This is a genomic window from Serratia rubidaea (assembly GCF_016026735.1).
Lineage (GTDB): Bacteria > Pseudomonadota > Gammaproteobacteria > Enterobacterales > Enterobacteriaceae > Serratia_B > Serratia_B rubidaea.
This window is the reverse complement of the sequence record NZ_CP065640.1, coordinates 1,070,875-1,088,212: the sequence shown is the minus strand read 5'-3', so window position 1 is coordinate 1,088,212 and position 17,338 is coordinate 1,070,875. Positions and strand designations below refer to the sequence as shown.

The window sequence follows — 17,338 nt, the reverse complement described above, 5'->3', positions numbered from 1 at the left end:
TTATTGGAATCGCTTTCCTACATATCAATTATCGCGATCTTGCGTAACTTTTTGATATCTAAAATTTAAATAATTATTAATATTAAAAATGGAAATCGTTTTTGATTTTTGAAATTTGTTGGTTATTCTTAAAGCACGTAGGGCGATAACTGACCAACTTATGGTGATTTTGTCCCGCAGAACCCGCGCAATATTGGGTGACCAGAGTGCGCCCGGTTAATAGCCACAGGCAGGCAAGATGGGAAGGAGCATGACGATGACGCAACAGATGGTAGGCACGGAGTTAACGTTTACTCAGGGGTTGAGTGCGAGCGACCGGCAGATACTGAGCGATGAAGCCATTGAGTTTCTGGCCGAACTGGTTGGCAAATTCACGCCGCAGCGTAATAAATTGCTGGCTGCGCGTGCGGACGTACAGGCAGAGATCGATCGCGGCGTGCTGCCCGACTTTATTTCGGAAACGGCTTCCATTCGCGATGGCGACTGGACGATTCGCGGCATTCCGGCGGACCTGCGCGACCGCCGAGTGGAGATCACCGGGCCGGTTGAGCGCAAGATGGTCATCAATGCGCTGAACGCCAATGTGAAAGTGTTTATGGCCGACTTTGAAGATTCACTGGCACCCAGCTGGGACAAAGTGATCGACGGCCAAATCAACCTGCGCGATGCGGTGAACGGCACCATCTCTTATACCAACGAAGCCGGGAAAATTTATCAGCTGAAGCCGGACCCGGCGGTATTGATTGCCCGCGTGCGCGGCCTGCACCTGCCGGAAAAGCATGTGCAATGGCGTGGTGAAGCCATCCCGGGCGGCCTGTTCGACTTTGCGCTCTACTTCTTCCATAACTACCGCCAGCTGTTGGCCAATGGCAGCGGCCCCTATTTCTATCTGCCGAAAACCCAGTCGTGGCAGGAAGCGGCCTGGTGGGGTGAGGTGTTCAGCTTTACGGAAGACCGTTTCGAGCTGCCGCGGGGCACCATCAAGGCGACCTTGCTGATCGAAACTCTGCCGGCGGTGTTCCAGATGGATGAAATCCTGTATCACCTGCGTGACCATATCGTCGGTCTGAATTGCGGCCGCTGGGACTATATTTTCAGCTATATCAAGACGCTGAAAAACCACGCCGATCGCGTATTGCCGGATCGTCAGTCGGTCACCATGGACAAACCATTCCTGAGCGCTTACTCCCGGCTGCTGATTAAAACCTGTCACCGGCGCGGCGCCTTTGCCATGGGCGGCATGGCGGCGTTTATTCCGAGTAAAGATGCGGAAAAAAATGCCTGGGTGCTGGATAAGGTGCAGGCGGATAAACAGCTGGAGGCGGATAACGGCCATGACGGCACCTGGGTGGCGCATCCGGGGCTGGCCGACACCGTGATGGCGGTGTTTGACCAGGTGCTGGGCCAACGTCACAACCAACTGGAGGTGCTGCGGGAGCAGGATACGCCAATCACCGCCGCGCAGCTGCTGGAGCCGTGCGAGGGAGAGCGTACCGAAGCCGGGATGCGCGCCAACATCCGGGTGGCGGTGCAGTACATCGAAGCGTGGATCTCGGGCAACGGCTGCGTACCGATTTACGGCCTGATGGAAGATGCCGCCACGGCGGAAATCTCGCGCACTTCCATCTGGCAGTGGATCCACCATGAAAAATCCCTCAGCGACGGGCAACTGGTCACCAAGGCGCTGTTCCGTCAAATGCTGAATGAAGAGATGCAGGTCATCCGTAAGGAAGTGGGAGAAGCGCGCTTTAACGCCGGCCGGTTCGAAGAGGCGGCGCGCCTGATGGAACGTATCACCACGCAGGATGAACTGATCGATTTCCTGACCCTGCCGGGTTATGAGCTCCTGGCCTGAACCATTCCTCACCCTACAACGCAAGGATAACAATTATGACCACCTCTCGTAGCCAACAGATTCAACAACTGGAACAGGAATGGAAGTCCGCACGCTGGGAAGGCATTACCCGCCCGTACAGCGCGGAAGATGTCATCAATCTGCGCGGCTCGGTGAACCCGGAATGCACGCTGGCGCAAAACGGCGCCGCCAAACTGTGGGAGCTGCTGCACGGCGGCGCGCGCAAGGGCTATATCAACTGTCTGGGGGCGCTGACCGGCGGCCAGGCGCTGCAGCAGGCCAAAGCCGGCGTGGAAGCCGTGTATCTGTCCGGCTGGCAGGTGGCGGCGGACGCCAATACCGCCTCCGCCATGTATCCGGACCAGTCGCTGTACCCGGTCGATTCCGTGCCGGCGGTGGTGGAGCGGATTAACAATACCTTCCGCCGCGCCGATCAGATCCAGTGGGCGAATAAAATCGAGCCGGGCAGTCAAGGCTATGTTGACTACTTCCTGCCGATCGTCGCCGATGCGGAAGCGGGCTTCGGCGGGGTGCTGAACGCCTTTGAGCTGATGAAGGCGATGATTGAGGCCGGCGCCGCCGGGGTACACTTTGAAGACCAGCTGGCGGCGGTGAAGAAGTGCGGCCATATGGGCGGCAAGGTGCTGGTGCCGACGCAGGAAGCGATTCAGAAACTGGTGGCGGCGCGGCTGGCGGCCGACGTACTCGGCGTGCCGACGCTGCTGATTGCCCGCACCGACGCCGATGCGGCGGATCTGCTGACCTCAGACTGCGATCCTTACGACCGCGAGTTCGTGACCGGTGAACGTACCGTTGAAGGCTTCTTCCGCACGCAGGCGGGGATTGAACAGGCAATCAGCCGCGGGCTGGCCTATGCGCCTTATGCCGACCTGGTGTGGTGTGAAACCTCAACGCCGGATCTGGCGGCCGCCAGACGCTTTGCCGAGGCGATTCACGCCCGCTTCCCCGGCAAGCTGCTGGCCTATAACTGTTCGCCGTCGTTCAACTGGAAAAAGAACCTCGACGATCAAACCATCGCCCGTTTCCAGGAAGAGCTGTCGGCGATGGGCTACAAATACCAGTTTATTACTCTGGCCGGCATCCACAGCATGTGGTTCAACATGTTTGACCTGGCCCATGCGTATGCGCAGGGCGAGGGCATGAAGCACTACGTGGAGAAAGTGCAGCAGCCGGAGTTTGAATCCAGCAGCCGCGGCTATACCTTCGCCTCGCACCAGCAGGAAGTGGGAACCGGCTATTTTGACCGGGTGACCACGGTGATCCAGGGCGGCGTCTCCTCGGTTACCGCGCTGACCGGTTCCACCGAAGAGCAGCAGTTCTAGCCGATTGAAACGTTGGATCGCTGTCGGGCCGTGCATCTGCCCGGCCCGACAGCGAGGCTGGGAGGACTCGATGGCAGCAAAAATGGAGTTGTTAATCGCGCAGACTATCCTGCAGGGCTTTGATGCGCAGTACGGGCGTTTTCTGGAGGTGACCGCCGGGGCGCAGCAGCGTTTCGAACGGGCGGACTGGCCTGCGGTGCAGCAGGCGATGAAACAGCGCATCCACCTTTATGATCACCACGTCGGGCTGGTGGTGGAGCAGTTGAAATGCATCACCGGGCAGAAATACTTCGACGCGGATTTCCCCTGCCGGGTCAAGGCGGTGTATACCGACCTGCTGCCGGAGTACCCGCGTTTTGAGATTGCCGAGAGTTTTTTTAACTCGGTCTACTGCCGGCTGTTTAAGCACCGCGATTTAACGCCGGAGAAGCTGTTTGTCTTCAGCTCGCAGCCGGAACGGCGCTTTCGCGATATTCCCCGCCCGCTGGCGCGCGACGTGACGCCGAACGGCGATCTCTGCGCCATGCTGCACACCCTGCTGACCGATTTGCCGCTGCGCCTGCCCTGGGAAGATCTGGCGCGCGATATCCGCTACGTCACGGCGGCGTTGCAGCAGGCCTTCACGCCGGCGCAGCTGGCCGACGCCACCTTCCAGATCGCCAACGAACTGTTTTATCGCAATAAAGCCGCCTGGCTGGTGGGCAAGCTGCGCACCGCAGACGGCGTGTTTCCCTTTCTGCTGCCGATACACCACAGCGAATCCGGCGCGCTGTTTATCGATACCTGCCTGACCAGCAAAGAGGAAGCCAGCATCGTCTTTGGCTTCGCCCGCTCCTACTTTATGGTGTATGCGCCGCTGCCGGCGGCGATGGTCGAATGGCTGCGGGAAATCTTGCCGGGCAAAACCACCGCCGAATTGTATATGGCGATCGGCTGCCAGAAGCACGGTAAAACCGAATGTTACCGCGAATACCTGACGTTTATGGCCCGCTCGCAGGAGCAGTTTATTATTGCGCCGGGGGTGAAGGGCATGGTGATGCTGGTATTTACCCTGCCGTCGTTCGATCGGGTCTTTAAGGTTATTAAAGACCGCTTCGCCCCGCAGAAAGAGGTGACGCCGGCGCAGGTGGTGGCCTGTTACCAGCTGGTGAAGGAGCATGACCGGGTGGGGCGAATGGCCGATACCCAGGAGTATGAGAACTTTGTCATCGACAAGGCGCGCATCAGCCCGGAACTGCTGGCGGAGCTGGAGCGGGAGGTGCCGGACAAGCTGGAGGATCTGGGCGACCGCATCATTATCCGTCACCTGTATATGGAACGCCGCATGACGCCGCTGAATCTGTATCTGGAGCAGGCCGACGAACGGCAGACGCATGACGCGATTGAAGAGTACGGCAACGCCATTAAACAGCTGGCGGCGGCGAACATTTTCCCGGGCGATATGCTGTTTAAAAACTTTGGCGTGACGCGCCACGGGCGGGTGGTGTTCTACGATTACGATGAAATTTGCTATATGACCGAGGTGAACTTCCGCGATATTCCGCCGCCGCGCTATCCGGAAGATGAATTGGCCAGCGAGCCGTGGTACAGCATCGCGCCCAACGATGTGTTTCCCGAGGAGTTTCGCCATTTTCTGTGCAGCGATCCGCGTATCCGCCAGGTTTTCGAAACGCTGCACGGCGATCTGTTTGAAGCGGCGTATTGGCGCGGCCTGCAGCAGCGCATCCGTCAGGGGCATGTGGAGGACGTCTTCGCCTATCGTAAAAGGCGGCGCTTCAGCCAGCGCGGTGCGCCGCAGCTGTCCGCCACGGCGTAAGGGGCGCAGCCAGGCTGCGCCCGGGATGATTACGCGCCGGCGCCGGCCACGGCCGCACGCGCCAGTTCGGTAATGCGGCCGTAGTCGCCGCTTTCCAGCGCGTCCGCCGGCACCAGCCAGGAGCCGCCGATGCACAGCACGCTGCTCAGCGCCAGATAGTCGCGGTAGTTGTTCGGCGAAATGCCGCCGGTCGGGCAGAAACGCACCTGCGGGAACGGGCCGCCGATCGCCTGCAGCGCCTTCACGCCGCCGTTGGCTTCAGCCGGGAAGAATTTAAACTCGCGCAGGCCGTAGTCCATGCCCAGCATCAGTTCCGAGACGCTGCTGATCCCCGGGATCAGCGGGATGCTGCCGGCAGTGGCGGCCTGCAGCAGGGAGTCGGTCAGGCCGGGGCTGATGGCGAACTGCGCGCCGGCGTCGGCGACCGCTTGCAGCTGCTGGGCGTTAATTACGGTGCCCGCGCCGATAATGGCTTCCGGCACCTCATTGGCGATGGCGCGGATGGCCTCCAGCGCGCAGTCGGTGCGCAGCGTTACTTCCAGTACGCGCACGCCGCCGGCAACCAGCGCTTTCGCCAGCGGCACCGCATGCTCCAGTTTATTGATGACGATGACCGGGACGACCGGGCCGGACGTCAGGATCTGCTCAGCGCTTGTTTTCCAGTTATTCATAGACGGTTCCTCTCCAGAATTGACCGCAAACGGCAGACGGCGGCCGTGGTTGACGCCCCCGCCGCCGTCCGCCGCGTGCGGTTAAAATTTAATGCAGCAGGCGCCCTGTTCGGCGCCGGACAGTTGGCTACGCAGCGCGCCGAACAGTTCGCGGCCGCAGCCGATGTGTTCCGCGCTCAGATCCGGGTGATAGGCTTCACGCGCGGCCAGTTCGGCGTCATCGACCAGCAGCGTCAGCTCGCCGCTGCGGCCGTTCACGCGAATCATATCGCCGTTACGCACTTTCGCCAGCTCGCCGCCGGCGTAGGCTTCCGGCGTAACGTGGATGGCGGAAGGCACCTTGCCGGAGGCGCCGGACAGGCGGCCGTCGGTGACCAGCGCCACCTTGAAGCCGCGATCCATCAGTACACCGAGCGGCGGCATCAGTTTGTGCAGCTCCGGCATGCCGTTGGCCTGCGGCCCCTGGAAACGCACCACCACCACGCAGTCCTTATCCAACTGGCCGGCCTCGAACGCCGGTACGATATCGTGCTGGCTTTCAAACACCACCGCCGGCGCTTCGATAATCTGGTTATCCGCCGGGACGGCGGAGGTTTTCATCACCGCGCGGCCGAGGTTGCCGGACATCACCTTGGTGCCGCCGTGGTGTTCAAACGGCTGGGCGATACTGGCAATCACGCTGTCGTCGAGCGAGCGCTCTGCGCCGTCGCGCCAGGCCAGCTGGCCGTTGTCCAGCCACGGCTCCTGGGTATAGCGCTCCAGGCCGAAGCCGGCGACGGTATGCACATCCTGATGCAGCAGGCCATGCTGCAGCAGTTCACGCACCACCAGCTGCACGCCGCCGGCGGCCTGGAACTGGTTGATATCCGCCGGGCCATTCGGGTAAATCCGGCACAGCAGCGGCACCGCTTCCGACAGCTCGGAAAAATCGTCCCAGTTGATGATAATGCCAGCCGCGCGAGCCATCGCCACCATATGCATGGTCAGGTTGGTGGAGCCGCCGGTCGCCAGCAGGGAGACGATGCCGTTAACCACCACCTTTTCATCCACCAGGCGGCCGATAGGCAGATAGTTGCCGGCAGTTTCGGTCAGGCGCGTCACCTGACGCGCCGCCGCGTCGTTCAGCGCGTCGCGCAGCGGGGTGTCCGGATGCACGAAAGAGGCGCCCGGCAGATGCAGGCCCATCACTTCCATGATCATCTGGTTGGTGTTGGCGGTGCCGTAAAAGGTGCAGGTGCCGATGCCGTGGTAAGAGGCGGCCTCGGCCTCCAGCAGCGCCTGGCGGTCGGCCTTGCCTTCGGCATACAGCTGGCGTACGCGCACTTTTTCTTTATTCGGCAGCCCGCTGCTCATCGGCCCGGCCGGGACGAACAGCGCCGGCAGGTGGCCGAAGGAGAGGGCCGACATCACCAGCCCCGGCACGATTTTGTCGCAGATGCCGAGGAACAGCGCGCCGTCGAACATATTGTGCGACAGGCCGACCGCAGCGGACATGGCGATCACATCGCGGCTCATCAGCGACAGCTCCATACCGTCCTGGCCCTGGGTCACGCCGTCACACATCGCCGGTACGCCGCCGGCCACCTGGCCGACCGCGCCCACGGCGTTTAGCGCCTGTTTCAGCCGTTGCGGGTAGTTTTCGTAAGGCTGGTGGGCGGACAGCATATCGTTGTAGGCGGTGATAATGGCGATATCGCTGCGCACCATATTTTTCAGCGCGGTTTTATCATCCGGCTGGCAGGCGGCGAAGCCGTGCGCCAGATTGCCGCAGGCCAGCTGGGAGCGGTGTACGGTTTTACAGCGCGCCGCGTCGATGCGCGCCAGATAGGCGGCGCGGCTTGGTTTGGAGCGTTCAATAATGCGTTGCGTTACACGGGATAGGGTTGAGTTAATCATACCTTCCTCACATTTTTCGTTATAGGCCCGCCGGATAGCGGGGCCCTCGCATGCGGCCGGTGGCCCAGAAGTGCAGCATGCCGAGGGCCGTTGCTGGTGTTGTTGTCAGTGTGTCGAATCAGAACAGGGTGAAGGCGATCATGCCGACAATCCCGCCGGTGGTGCCGAGGATGGTTTCCATCACCGTCCAGGTTTTCAGCGTCTGCATTTCGTTGGCGCCGGTGAACTTGCCGAACAGCCAGAAACCGGCGTCGTTAACGTGGCTCAGTACGATCGAGCCGCCGGCGATACAGATGGCCAGCGCCGCCAGCTGGCCGCCGCCGAGTCCCATCTGGCTGGTGATAGGCAGCACCAGGCCGACGGTGGTCAGACAGGCGACCGTGGCCGACCCCTGCAGCACGCGCACCAGCGCGGAAAGGGCGAAGCAGGCGACGGCGATGGGCAGGCCGGCGCCGATCATGGCGTCGCCCAGCGCCGGGCCGACGCCAGAATCCACCAGGATCTGTTTGAACACGCCGCCGGCGCCGGTCATCAGCAAAATAATCCCGGCCGGCTGTACCGCGGCGGAGCAGATGGCCAGCGTCTGTTCGTTGGTCATGCCGCGCGGTTTCGCCAGGCCGTAAATCACGATCAGACAGGCGATTAGAATGGCGGTGAACGGGTGGCCGATAAATTCCAGCCAGTCGTGCAGCGGCGTACCCGGCGGCACCAGACGGGCGCCGATGGTTTTCATCCCGACCAACACCAGCGGGCACAGCACCAGCGCCAGGCTGAAGCCGAAGGAGGGCATCGCGCCTTTGAGTTTTACCGGCTCGGCTTCATCGGCCGGCATCTGCCAGTTGACAAAGCGGCTGATAAAGCTGCCGTACAGCGGCCCGGCGATCAGCATGCCGAGCACTGCCGCCACCAGGCCGATGGCGATCATCCAGCCGAAGTCGGCCTTCATCTGGGCGGCCAGCAGCATCGGCACCGGCCCCGGCAGCAGGAAGGAGGCGGCGGCGGCCACGCCGGCAAACAGCGGGATGGCCAGCTTGACGATATTGCCGTCGGTGCGGCGCGCCACGGCGAACACAATGCCGATCAGCAGCACGATGGCGACGTCGAAGAACAGCGGCAGTGCGCACACCAGCCCGGCGATGCCGAGCGCATAGTGCGCCTTGCTCTCGCCGAAGCGCTTCAGGAGGTAGGAGGCAATCTGGTCGAGCGCGCCGACCTCATGCAGAATCTTGCCGAACATCGCCCCCAGCGCCACGACGATCGCCAGAAAGCCCAGCGTATCGCCCATGCCTTTTTGCATGGTGTCAGCGATGGTGGTCAGCGGCATGCCGGAGAAAATACCGGCGGCGATGGAAACCAGCATCAGGGCGACGAAGGCGTGCATACGTGCCTTCATCACCAGGAACAGCAGTAACAGAACCGAGCCGACGGCGGTACCCACGAGTGTCAGGGTACTCACGCGCAGGCCTCCTGCGGCATAAAGCTGCGGATATGCTGCAGCGTATCGGCGATCACCGCTTCCAGCGGCTGGTTGATATCCACCGCCATCACGTCGCTCTCGTCCGCGCCCGGCTGCTCCAGCGCGTCAAACTGCGATACCAGCATCTGCGGCTTGAAGAAGTGGCCCTTGCGTGCGGCCATGCGCGCTTCGATCACCGGGAAGTCGCCGTGCAGATAGATAAACGACAGGTTGGCGTTGCCGGCGCGCAGGCGGTCGCGGTAGTGCTTTTTCAGCGCCGAGCAGACGATGATGGAGACCTGATTGGTGCGCTGCATGGCGAAGGCGGCGTCGTTGAGCGCGGCCAGCCAGGGGGCGCGGTCGTCGTCGTTCAGCGCCACGCCTTCGGCCATTTTCATGATATTGCTGCGGGGATGCAGGAAGTCCCCGTCGAGGAAACCGGCGGACAATTGGCGGGCTGCCGCGGCGGCAACGGCGGATTTTCCGCTGCCGGAAACGCCCATGATGACGTAAATACGGTTTTGCTGATTGGTCATGGTGTAGCTCCCAAACCTGAAATTGGCGTTACCGCCTTGCTGTTACCGGTAACATGTTATCGGTAACATTTTCGAGGCAAGGAGGATAGGAGGCAAACGGCTTTACCTTTGGCGATCGTTAACTGTGATCGGCTTCAAGTTTTTACTTAGCAGGGAAACAATTTGTCAGCTTGATTTTACACGTGGTTAACATGTGTACGCCCTTGACGGCGGGCATCAGCAAAAAGGCGTGGGAAACCCTCTCCTGGTGGAGAGGGTCGGAGGAGCTTAGCGGACGCCGCCGTAGGCCAGGCTGATCTCTTTGGCGGCGTGGATCACCAGCGCGCCGAGTTCGATCACCCGGTCGTCGGTAATGCGCGACACCGGGCCGGAGATAGAAATCGCGGCGAAGGCCTCACGGTGCTCGTCGAAAATACAGGCCGCGACGCAGCGCAGCCCCAGCGCGTGCTCTTCATCATCAAAGGAAAAGCCCTGCTTGCGGATCTGCGCCAGTCCTTCCTTCAGGTTATGCGGCGTCAGGGTGCGCGGCGTATAGGTATGCATCCCTTTCTGATGCAGCAGTTTGGTGACCTGTTCATCGGCCAGCGCGGCCAGAAACGCTTTGCCGGCGCCGGAGGCGTGCATCGGCAGCTTGCCGCCGATCGGCGCCGACATGCGCATCAGCGCGTTGCACTGCACCTGATCGATAATAATCGCCTGATATTCGGCTTTATCCATCACCGCCAGATTGACGGTTTCGCCGGACTCTTCCATCAGCCGGCGCAGCGTCGGGTGCACCATGGCCAACAGATTGCGGCTCTGCAGAAAGCTGCTGCCCACCACAAAGGCGTGGGAGCCGATGGTCCACAGGCCGAGATCGCCGACCTGGCGCACAAAGCCCTGCTGCTGCATGGTGGTCAGTAAACGGTGGGTGGTGGAATTCGGCAGGCCGGCCTGCTGCGCCAGATCGGTCAGCGCCACGTTGCCTTGCGCGTCAGCAATGTATTCCAGCAGTTTCAGCCCACGGGTCAGAGACTGCACCTGGCCGGTGGCGCTGCCGGCGGCCGGCGCGGCGCTGCGGGGCTTCTTGCCGCGTTTGACGGGAACGGGTGTCGCCATGGTTACGCTTCCTTTTTCCGTATCATGGAATTTATTTTCGTTTTTTAAGTATGAATTGCAAGCGGCGTTTGCGCTCATCGGATGTGTCAACCGAACAACCTGAAAAACTCTCAACCAGCGGTCGACGCGATGCGGCGCGTTACTGTGCTAGGATGAATCGATTTTTGAGCGATTGGGTGATGGCAATATCTGCCCGACACCTGCCGGCAGGCTGTCTCTCGCCACCGGGAAAGGTCGGGGAATTAAGGGGTTACAGTGACGAATCGAGTGGAACAACTGCGCCGGCAGCTAGAGCAGCGTATTTTGGTGTTGGACGGCGGCATGGGCACCATGATCCAGAGTTATAAGCTGGAAGAACAGGATTACCGCGGCGCGCGTTTTGCCGATTGGCAGAGCGACCTGAAAGGCAATAACGATCTGCTGGTGCTGACCCAGCCGGACATCATCAGCGCGATCCACCACGGCTACCTGGAAGCGGGCGCGGATATCCTCGAAACCAACACCTTTAACGCCACCCCTATCGCGATGGCCGATTACCATATGGAAGCGCTGTCGGCCGAGATCAACCGTGAGGCCGCCCGTCTGGCGCGTCGCTGCGCTGACGAATGGACGGCGCGCACGCCGGACAAACCGCGCTACGTAGCCGGCGTGCTTGGCCCGACCAACCGCACCGCCTCGATTTCGCCGGACGTCAACGACCCGGCGTTCCGCAATATCTCCTTCAGCCAGCTGGTGGAGGCGTACCGCGAATCCACCCGCGCGCTGGTGGAAGGGGGCGTCGATCTGATCATGATCGAAACCATCTTCGATACGCTGAACGCCAAAGCCGCCGCGTTTGCGGTGGAAAGTGAATTTGAGGCGCTGGGCGTTACGCTGCCGATCATGATCTCCGGCACCATTACCGATGCCTCCGGCCGCACCCTGTCCGGCCAGACCACCGAAGCGTTTTACAACTCGCTGCGCCACGTCAAACCGCTGAGCTTCGGCCTGAATTGCGCGCTGGGGCCGGATGAACTGCGTCAGTATGTGGCGGAGCTGTCGCGCATCTGTGAAGGCTACGTCAGCGCGCACCCGAACGCCGGCCTGCCCAACGCCTTCGGCGAATACGATCTCGATGCGCAGGAGATGGCGAGCCAGGTGGGCGAGTGGGCGCGATCCGGCTTTCTGAATATTATCGGCGGCTGCTGCGGCACCACGCCGGCACATATCGCCGCCATGGCCAAAGCGGTGGAGGGCGTTGCGCCGCGTCCTCTGCCGCAGCTGCCGGTGGCCTGCCGCCTGTCCGGCCTGGAGCCGCTGAATATCGACGCCGACACGCTGTTCGTCAACGTGGGCGAGCGCACCAACGTCACCGGTTCGGCCCGCTTCAAGCGGCTGATCAAAGAGGACAAATACGCCGAGGCGTTGGAAGTGGCGCTGCAGCAGGTGGAAAGCGGCGCGCAGATTATCGATATCAATATGGATGAGGGGATGCTCGACGCGGAAGCGGCGATGGTGCGTTTCCTGAATCTGATCGCCGGCGAGCCGGATATCGCCCGCGTGCCGATTATGATCGACTCCTCGAAATGGGAGGTGATCGAGAAAGGGCTGCAATGTATTCAAGGCAAGGGCATCGTTAACTCGATCTCGATGAAAGAGGGCGAAGAGGCCTTTATTCACCACGCCAGGCTGGTGCGCCGCTACGGCGCCGCGGTGGTGGTGATGGCGTTTGACGAAGTCGGCCAGGCGGACACCCGCGAGCGCAAATTTGCAATCTGCCGCCGCGCCTATCAGATCCTGACTGAGAAGGTCGGCTTCCCGCCGGAAGATATTATCTTCGACCCGAATATTTTCGCCGTGGCGACCGGCATCGATGAGCATAACAACTATGCCGTCGACTTTATTGAAGCCTGCGGCGATATCAAAAAGCATCTGCCGCACGCGATGATCTCCGGCGGCGTGTCCAACGTTTCATTTTCCTTCCGCGGCAACGATCCGGTGCGCGAGGCGATCCACGCGGTATTTCTTTACCACGCGATCCGCAACGGCATGGATATGGGCATCGTCAACGCCGGGCAGCTGGCGATCTATGACGATCTCTCCGATGAACTGCGCGAGGCGGTGGAGGATGTGATCCTCAACCGCCGCGACGACGGCACCGAGCGCCTGCTGGCGCTGGCGGAAAAGTACCGCGGCAGCAAAGATAAAGACGCCGATATTCAGCAGGCGGAGTGGCGCGGCTGGCCGGTGGTGAAGCGGCTGGAATATGCGCTGGTGAAGGGCATTACCGAATTTATCGAACTGGACACCGAAGAGGCGCGTCAGCAGGCGGAGCGGCCGATCGAAGTGATCGAAGGGCCGTTGATGGCCGGCATGAACGTGGTGGGCGATCTGTTTGGCGAGGGTAAAATGTTCCTGCCGCAGGTGGTGAAGTCGGCGCGCGTAATGAAACAGGCGGTCGCCTATCTTGAGCCTTATATTCAGGCCAGCAAGCAGCAGGGCACCACCGCCGGCAAGGTGCTGCTGGCGACGGTGAAGGGCGATGTGCATGACATCGGCAAGAATATCGTCGGCGTGGTGCTGCAGTGCAACAACTATGAAATTATCGACCTCGGCGTCATGGTGCCGACCGACAAGATCCTGAAAACCGCGCGTGAAGAGAACGTCGATATTATCGGCCTCTCCGGCCTGATCACGCCGTCGCTGGATGAGATGGTCAACGTGGCGAAAGAGATGGAGCGTCAGGGCTTTACCCTGCCGTTGCTGATCGGCGGCGCCACCACCTCCAAGGCGCACACCGCGGTGAAGATTGAGCAGAACTACAGCGGGCCGACCACCTACGTGCAGAACGCCTCGCGCACCGTCGGTGTGGTGGCGGCGCTGCTGTCGGCGACCCAGCGCGACGAGTTCGTCGCCCGCACGCGCAAAGAGTATGAAACCGTGCGCATCCAGCACGCGCGTAAAAAGCCGCGCACGCCGCCGGTCAGCCTGCAGCAGGCGCGCGACAACGCCACCCGGCTGGACTGGGAAAGCTACACGCCGCCGGCGCCGCAGCGTCTCGGCGTCTTTCCGGCGCAGGCGGATATCGCCGCCCTGCGGCCGTATATCGACTGGACGCCGTTCTTTATGACCTGGTCGCTGGCGGGCAAATACCCGCGCATTCTGGAAGATGAAGTGGTGGGGGAAGAGGCCAAACGGCTGTTCCATGACGCCAACCAGATGCTCGATAGCCTGGCGGCCTCCGGCCGTCTCAATCCGCGCGGCGTCTACGGCCTGTTCCCGGCCAACCGCGTCGGCGACGACATCGAGATTTACCGCGATGAGCAGCGCGACGCGCCGCTGGCGGTGAGCCGTCACCTGCGCCAGCAGACCGAAAAAACCGACTTTGCCAACTACTGCCTGGCGGACTTTATCGCGCCGAAAGATAGCGGCAAGGCGGACTACTTCGGCGCGTTCGCCGTCACCGGCGGTCTGGAGGAGGACGAACTGGCGGCGGCCTATGACGCGCAGCATGATGATTACAATAAAATCATGGTGAAGGCGCTGTCGGACCGGCTGGCGGAGGCGTTCGCCGAATACCTGCATGAACAGGTGCGCAAGCTGCACTGGGGCTATGCCGCAGATGAGAACCTGAGCAACGAAGAGCTGATCCGCGAGAACTATCAGGGCATCCGTCCGGCGCCGGGCTATCCGGCCTGCCCGGAGCATACCGAGAAGGCGCAGATCTGGCAGTTGCTGGACGTGGAGCGCCATACCGGCATGAAGCTGACCGAATCGTTCGCCATGTGGCCGGGCGCGTCGGTCTCCGGCTGGTACTTCAGCCATCCGCAGAGCAAGTATTTCGCCGTGGCGCAAATTCAGCGCGATCAGGTGGAAGACTATGCGGCGCGTAAAGGCATGAGCGTCGGCGAAGTCGAGCGCTGGCTGGCGCCGAACCTGGGGTACGACGCCGACTAGAGCTGCCGGGCTACTGCGCGGTGTAGCCGCCGTCAATCACCAGTTCCGTACCGGTGGCGAACGCCGATTCGTCGCTGGCCAGGAACAGCGCGGCGTTGGCGATATCCCGCGCTTCGCCCAGATGGCCGATCGGGTGCAGCGCCGTGAGCTGGCGCAGCATCTCCGGGTCATGGCCGATCATCGGCGTATGGATATAACCGGGGTGCAGGCTGTTGATGCGGATGCCGTAGCGGCTGCGGGCGGCATGCAGCGCGGCGGACTTGGTCAGCAGGCGCACGCCGCCTTTGGCGGCGTTGTAGGCCGGCAGATTGGGATCGCCCACCAGTCCTTCAATCGAGCTGATATTGATAATGCTGCCGCCGTGCGGCTTCATCGCCATAATGCCCTGGCGGGTGCCGAGAAACACGCCGTCCAGATTGACCGCCAGCATCTTTTTCCACTCCCGGTAGGAGGTCTGCTCGATATTCTTGTACAGGCTGACCCCGGCGTTGTTGACCAGAATATCCAGACGGGGCGCCCATTGCTGCAGTTGCGCAAACACCGTCTGCCACTCTTTTTCGCTGGTGACGTCGTGCGGCAGGAAGCGGACTTTTCCGCCGTAGGCGGCAAGCTGCGCCAGCGCCTGCTCCCCGCGGCGCGGGACGATGTCGGTGATAATCACCTGCGCCTGCTCTTCCAGAAAGCGTTGGGCGATAGCCAGGCCGATGCCCGATGCGCCGCCGGTGATCAGCGCGGTTTTATTCTCCAGTCTGCTCATCTTTCATCCTTGTCTGTGGTGGCCGCCGCTCTTCATGAGCGGGGCAGTATCCTGCCTGATAGTAAGGGCTTGTCGCCGGCTGCGCCAGCGCAATCGCGCCGCCAACCGTTGAGGGGTGGTTAATTGATCTGCACGTTGAATCTGTTACATTACGGTAAGTTGCAGCATTTTCTCCGGGCCAGGGAAGCCGGCGCTGAGCGCCTGGCGGATGTGGCCCGTCGCCGTTTTGCTGTCCTGCCTTTTTCACGCCCGGCAGGCAGGATGGCCCAGCTTGCCGGACGTTAAGGGAGCGTTCCTTCCGTGTTGACCCTTCTTCACCTGCTTTCCGCCGTGGCGCTGCTGGTGTGGGGCACCCACATCGTGCGCACCGGAATTATGCGGGTCTACGGCGCCAACCTGCGCCGTATCCTGAGCGACAGCGTAGAGAAAAAACCGCTGGCGTTCGTGTCCGGCATCGGCGTGACCGCGCTGGTGCAGAGCAGCAACGCCACCGCGCTGCTGGTCACCTCTTTTGTCGCCCAGGGGCTGGTGGGGCTGGCGCCTGCGCTGGTGATTATGCTGGGCGCCGACGTCGGCACCGCGCTGATGGCGCGGGTGCTGACCTTCGATCTCTCCTGGCTGTCGCCGCTGCTGATTTTCGTCGGCGTGATTTTATTCCTCAGCCGCAAACAGACGCGTGTAGGGCAGGTGGGGCGCGTGTTTATCGGCCTTGGCCTGATCGTGCTGGCGCTGGAGCTGATTGTGGCGGCGGCGACGCCGATCACTCAGGCGGCCGGCGTCAAAGTGCTGTTTTCCTCCCTGACCGGCGACGTGATGCTGGACGCGCTGACCGGCGCGCTGTTCGCTATCATCAGCTACTCGAGCCTGGCCGCGGTGCTGCTGACCGCCACGCTGACCGCCTCCGGCGTGATTTCACTGAAGGTGGCGCTGTGTCTGGTGATTGGCGCCAACCTCGGCAGCGGCCTGCTGGCCACCATCAACAGCAGCGGGCAGAACGCGGCCGGACGGCGCGTGGCGCTGGGCAGCCTGCTGTTCAAACTGCTGGGCAGCGCGCTGCTGCTGCCGTTTGTCACCTATCTGGCGGACTGGATGGCCAGGCTGCCGGTGCAGGGCGAAGAGCTGGTGATCTATTTCCACGTGTTCTACAACCTGATCCGCTGCCTGCTGTTTATTCCGCTGGCCGATCCGATGGCGCGGCTGTGCCGCATGCTGATCGCCGATGCGCCGGAGGAAGATCCGCGCCTGCGCCCGCGCCACCTCGACAGCAGCGCGCTGGATACGCCGTCGCTGGCGCTGGCCAATGCGGCGCGCGAGACGCTGCGCATGGGCGACGTGGTGGAACATATGCTGATCCTGCAGCACGAGGTGCTGCACGGCAAGCTGGGGCAGGACAAAGAGGTGCGCCGGCTGGATGATGACGTCGATGTGCTGTACACCGCGATCAAACTCTATCTGGCGCAAATTCAGAAAGAAGATCTGGGCGAGGAAGACTCACGCCGCTGGGCGGAGATCATCGAAATGGCGCTGAACCTGGAGCAGGCCGGCGACATTATCGAACGGATGACCGGCGACGTGGCGGGCAAGTCCCACGCGGCGCGGCGCGCGTTCTCACCGGAGGGGCTGGCGGAGCTGGACGCGCTGCACGAGCGGCTGGTGGCGAACCTGCGCCTGAGCCTGTCGGTATTCCTGTCGGCAGATCTCACCAGCGCCAAGCGCCTGCGCCGTTCCAAGCATCGTTTCCGCATTCTGGACCGGCGCTACGCCCACGCACACGTCGATCGCCTGCATCAGCAGAACGTGCAGAGCATTAAGACCAGCTCGCTGCATCTGGGGCTGCTGGGGGATATGAAGCGTCTGAACTCGCTGTTCTGCGCGGTGGCGTACAACGTGCTGGATCAGGACGAGCGTGATGACGAGCGCGACTGGGAAGATACGCCGAGAACGCTGTAAAAAACGCCCCCGTATCATGCGGGG

General features: G+C 61.8%; 11 protein-coding genes. 5 read left to right on the top strand and 6 right to left on the bottom strand.

The window, feature by feature from the left end:
• The first annotated feature begins 256 nt into the window (after nucleotides 1–256).
• From aceB to aceK, 3 genes are all read left to right on the top strand, one after another.
• A complete protein-coding gene (aceB, locus tag I6G83_RS04960; protein WP_054307063.1) occupies nucleotides 257–1,855 on the top strand; it encodes a malate synthase A in 1,599 nt (532 codons plus the stop codon).
• Between the two features lie 35 nt (nucleotides 1,856–1,890).
• Nucleotides 1,891–3,198, top strand: a complete 1,308-nt coding sequence (aceA, locus tag I6G83_RS04955; protein ID WP_054307064.1) for an isocitrate lyase — start codon at nucleotides 1,891–1,893, stop codon at nucleotides 3,196–3,198.
• 70 nt (nucleotides 3,199–3,268) lie between these two features.
• Nucleotides 3,269–5,014: a bifunctional isocitrate dehydrogenase kinase/phosphatase gene (aceK, locus tag I6G83_RS04950; RefSeq protein WP_054307065.1), complete on the top strand. Its 1,746-nt coding sequence runs from the start codon at nucleotides 3,269–3,271 to the stop codon at nucleotides 5,012–5,014.
• Nucleotides 5,015–5,043: 29 nt separating this feature from the next.
• On the opposite strand, the gene I6G83_RS04945 is transcribed toward aceK, so the two are convergent.
• From I6G83_RS04945 to iclR, 5 genes are all read right to left on the bottom strand, one after another.
• On the bottom strand, nucleotides 5,044–5,685 hold the full coding sequence (locus I6G83_RS04945; protein ID WP_054307066.1) for a bifunctional 4-hydroxy-2-oxoglutarate aldolase/2-dehydro-3-deoxy-phosphogluconate aldolase: 642 nt from the start codon (nucleotides 5,683–5,685) through the stop codon (nucleotides 5,044–5,046).
• Nucleotides 5,686–5,766: 81 nt separating this feature from the next.
• Nucleotides 5,767–7,581, bottom strand: coding sequence for a phosphogluconate dehydratase (gene edd, locus I6G83_RS04940; RefSeq protein WP_015962113.1), 1,815 nt, complete (start codon nucleotides 7,579–7,581; stop codon nucleotides 5,767–5,769).
• 118 nt (nucleotides 7,582–7,699) lie between these two features.
• On the bottom strand, nucleotides 7,700–9,037 hold the full coding sequence (gene gntU / locus I6G83_RS04935) for a gluconate transporter (protein WP_054307067.1): 1,338 nt from the start codon (nucleotides 9,035–9,037) through the stop codon (nucleotides 7,700–7,702).
• A complete protein-coding gene (gntK, locus tag I6G83_RS04930) occupies nucleotides 9,034–9,573 on the bottom strand; it encodes a gluconokinase (RefSeq protein WP_054307068.1) in 540 nt (179 codons plus the stop codon). The genes gntU and gntK overlap by 4 nt, the downstream gene beginning before the upstream one ends.
• A gap of 267 nt (nucleotides 9,574–9,840) precedes the next feature.
• Nucleotides 9,841–10,671: a glyoxylate bypass operon transcriptional repressor IclR gene (iclR, locus tag I6G83_RS04925; protein ID WP_015962110.1), complete on the bottom strand. Its 831-nt coding sequence runs from the start codon at nucleotides 10,669–10,671 to the stop codon at nucleotides 9,841–9,843.
• Between the two features lie 255 nt (nucleotides 10,672–10,926).
• Between iclR and metH the strand changes: the two genes are divergently transcribed.
• Nucleotides 10,927–14,607, top strand: coding sequence for a methionine synthase (gene metH / locus I6G83_RS04920; RefSeq protein WP_054307069.1), 3,681 nt, complete (start codon nucleotides 10,927–10,929; stop codon nucleotides 14,605–14,607).
• A 10-nt stretch (nucleotides 14,608–14,617) separates the two neighbouring features.
• Here metH and I6G83_RS04915 read toward each other — a convergent pair whose 3' ends face one another.
• Complete coding sequence (locus I6G83_RS04915; protein WP_015962108.1) at nucleotides 14,618–15,364, bottom strand: glucose 1-dehydrogenase; 747 nt, start codon at nucleotides 15,362–15,364, stop codon at nucleotides 14,618–14,620.
• A 300-nt stretch (nucleotides 15,365–15,664) separates the two neighbouring features.
• Between I6G83_RS04915 and I6G83_RS04910 the strand changes: the two genes are divergently transcribed.
• Nucleotides 15,665–17,314, top strand: a complete 1,650-nt coding sequence (locus I6G83_RS04910; RefSeq protein ID WP_054307070.1) for a Na/Pi cotransporter family protein — start codon at nucleotides 15,665–15,667, stop codon at nucleotides 17,312–17,314.
• The last annotated feature ends 24 nt before the right edge of the window (nucleotides 17,315–17,338 follow it).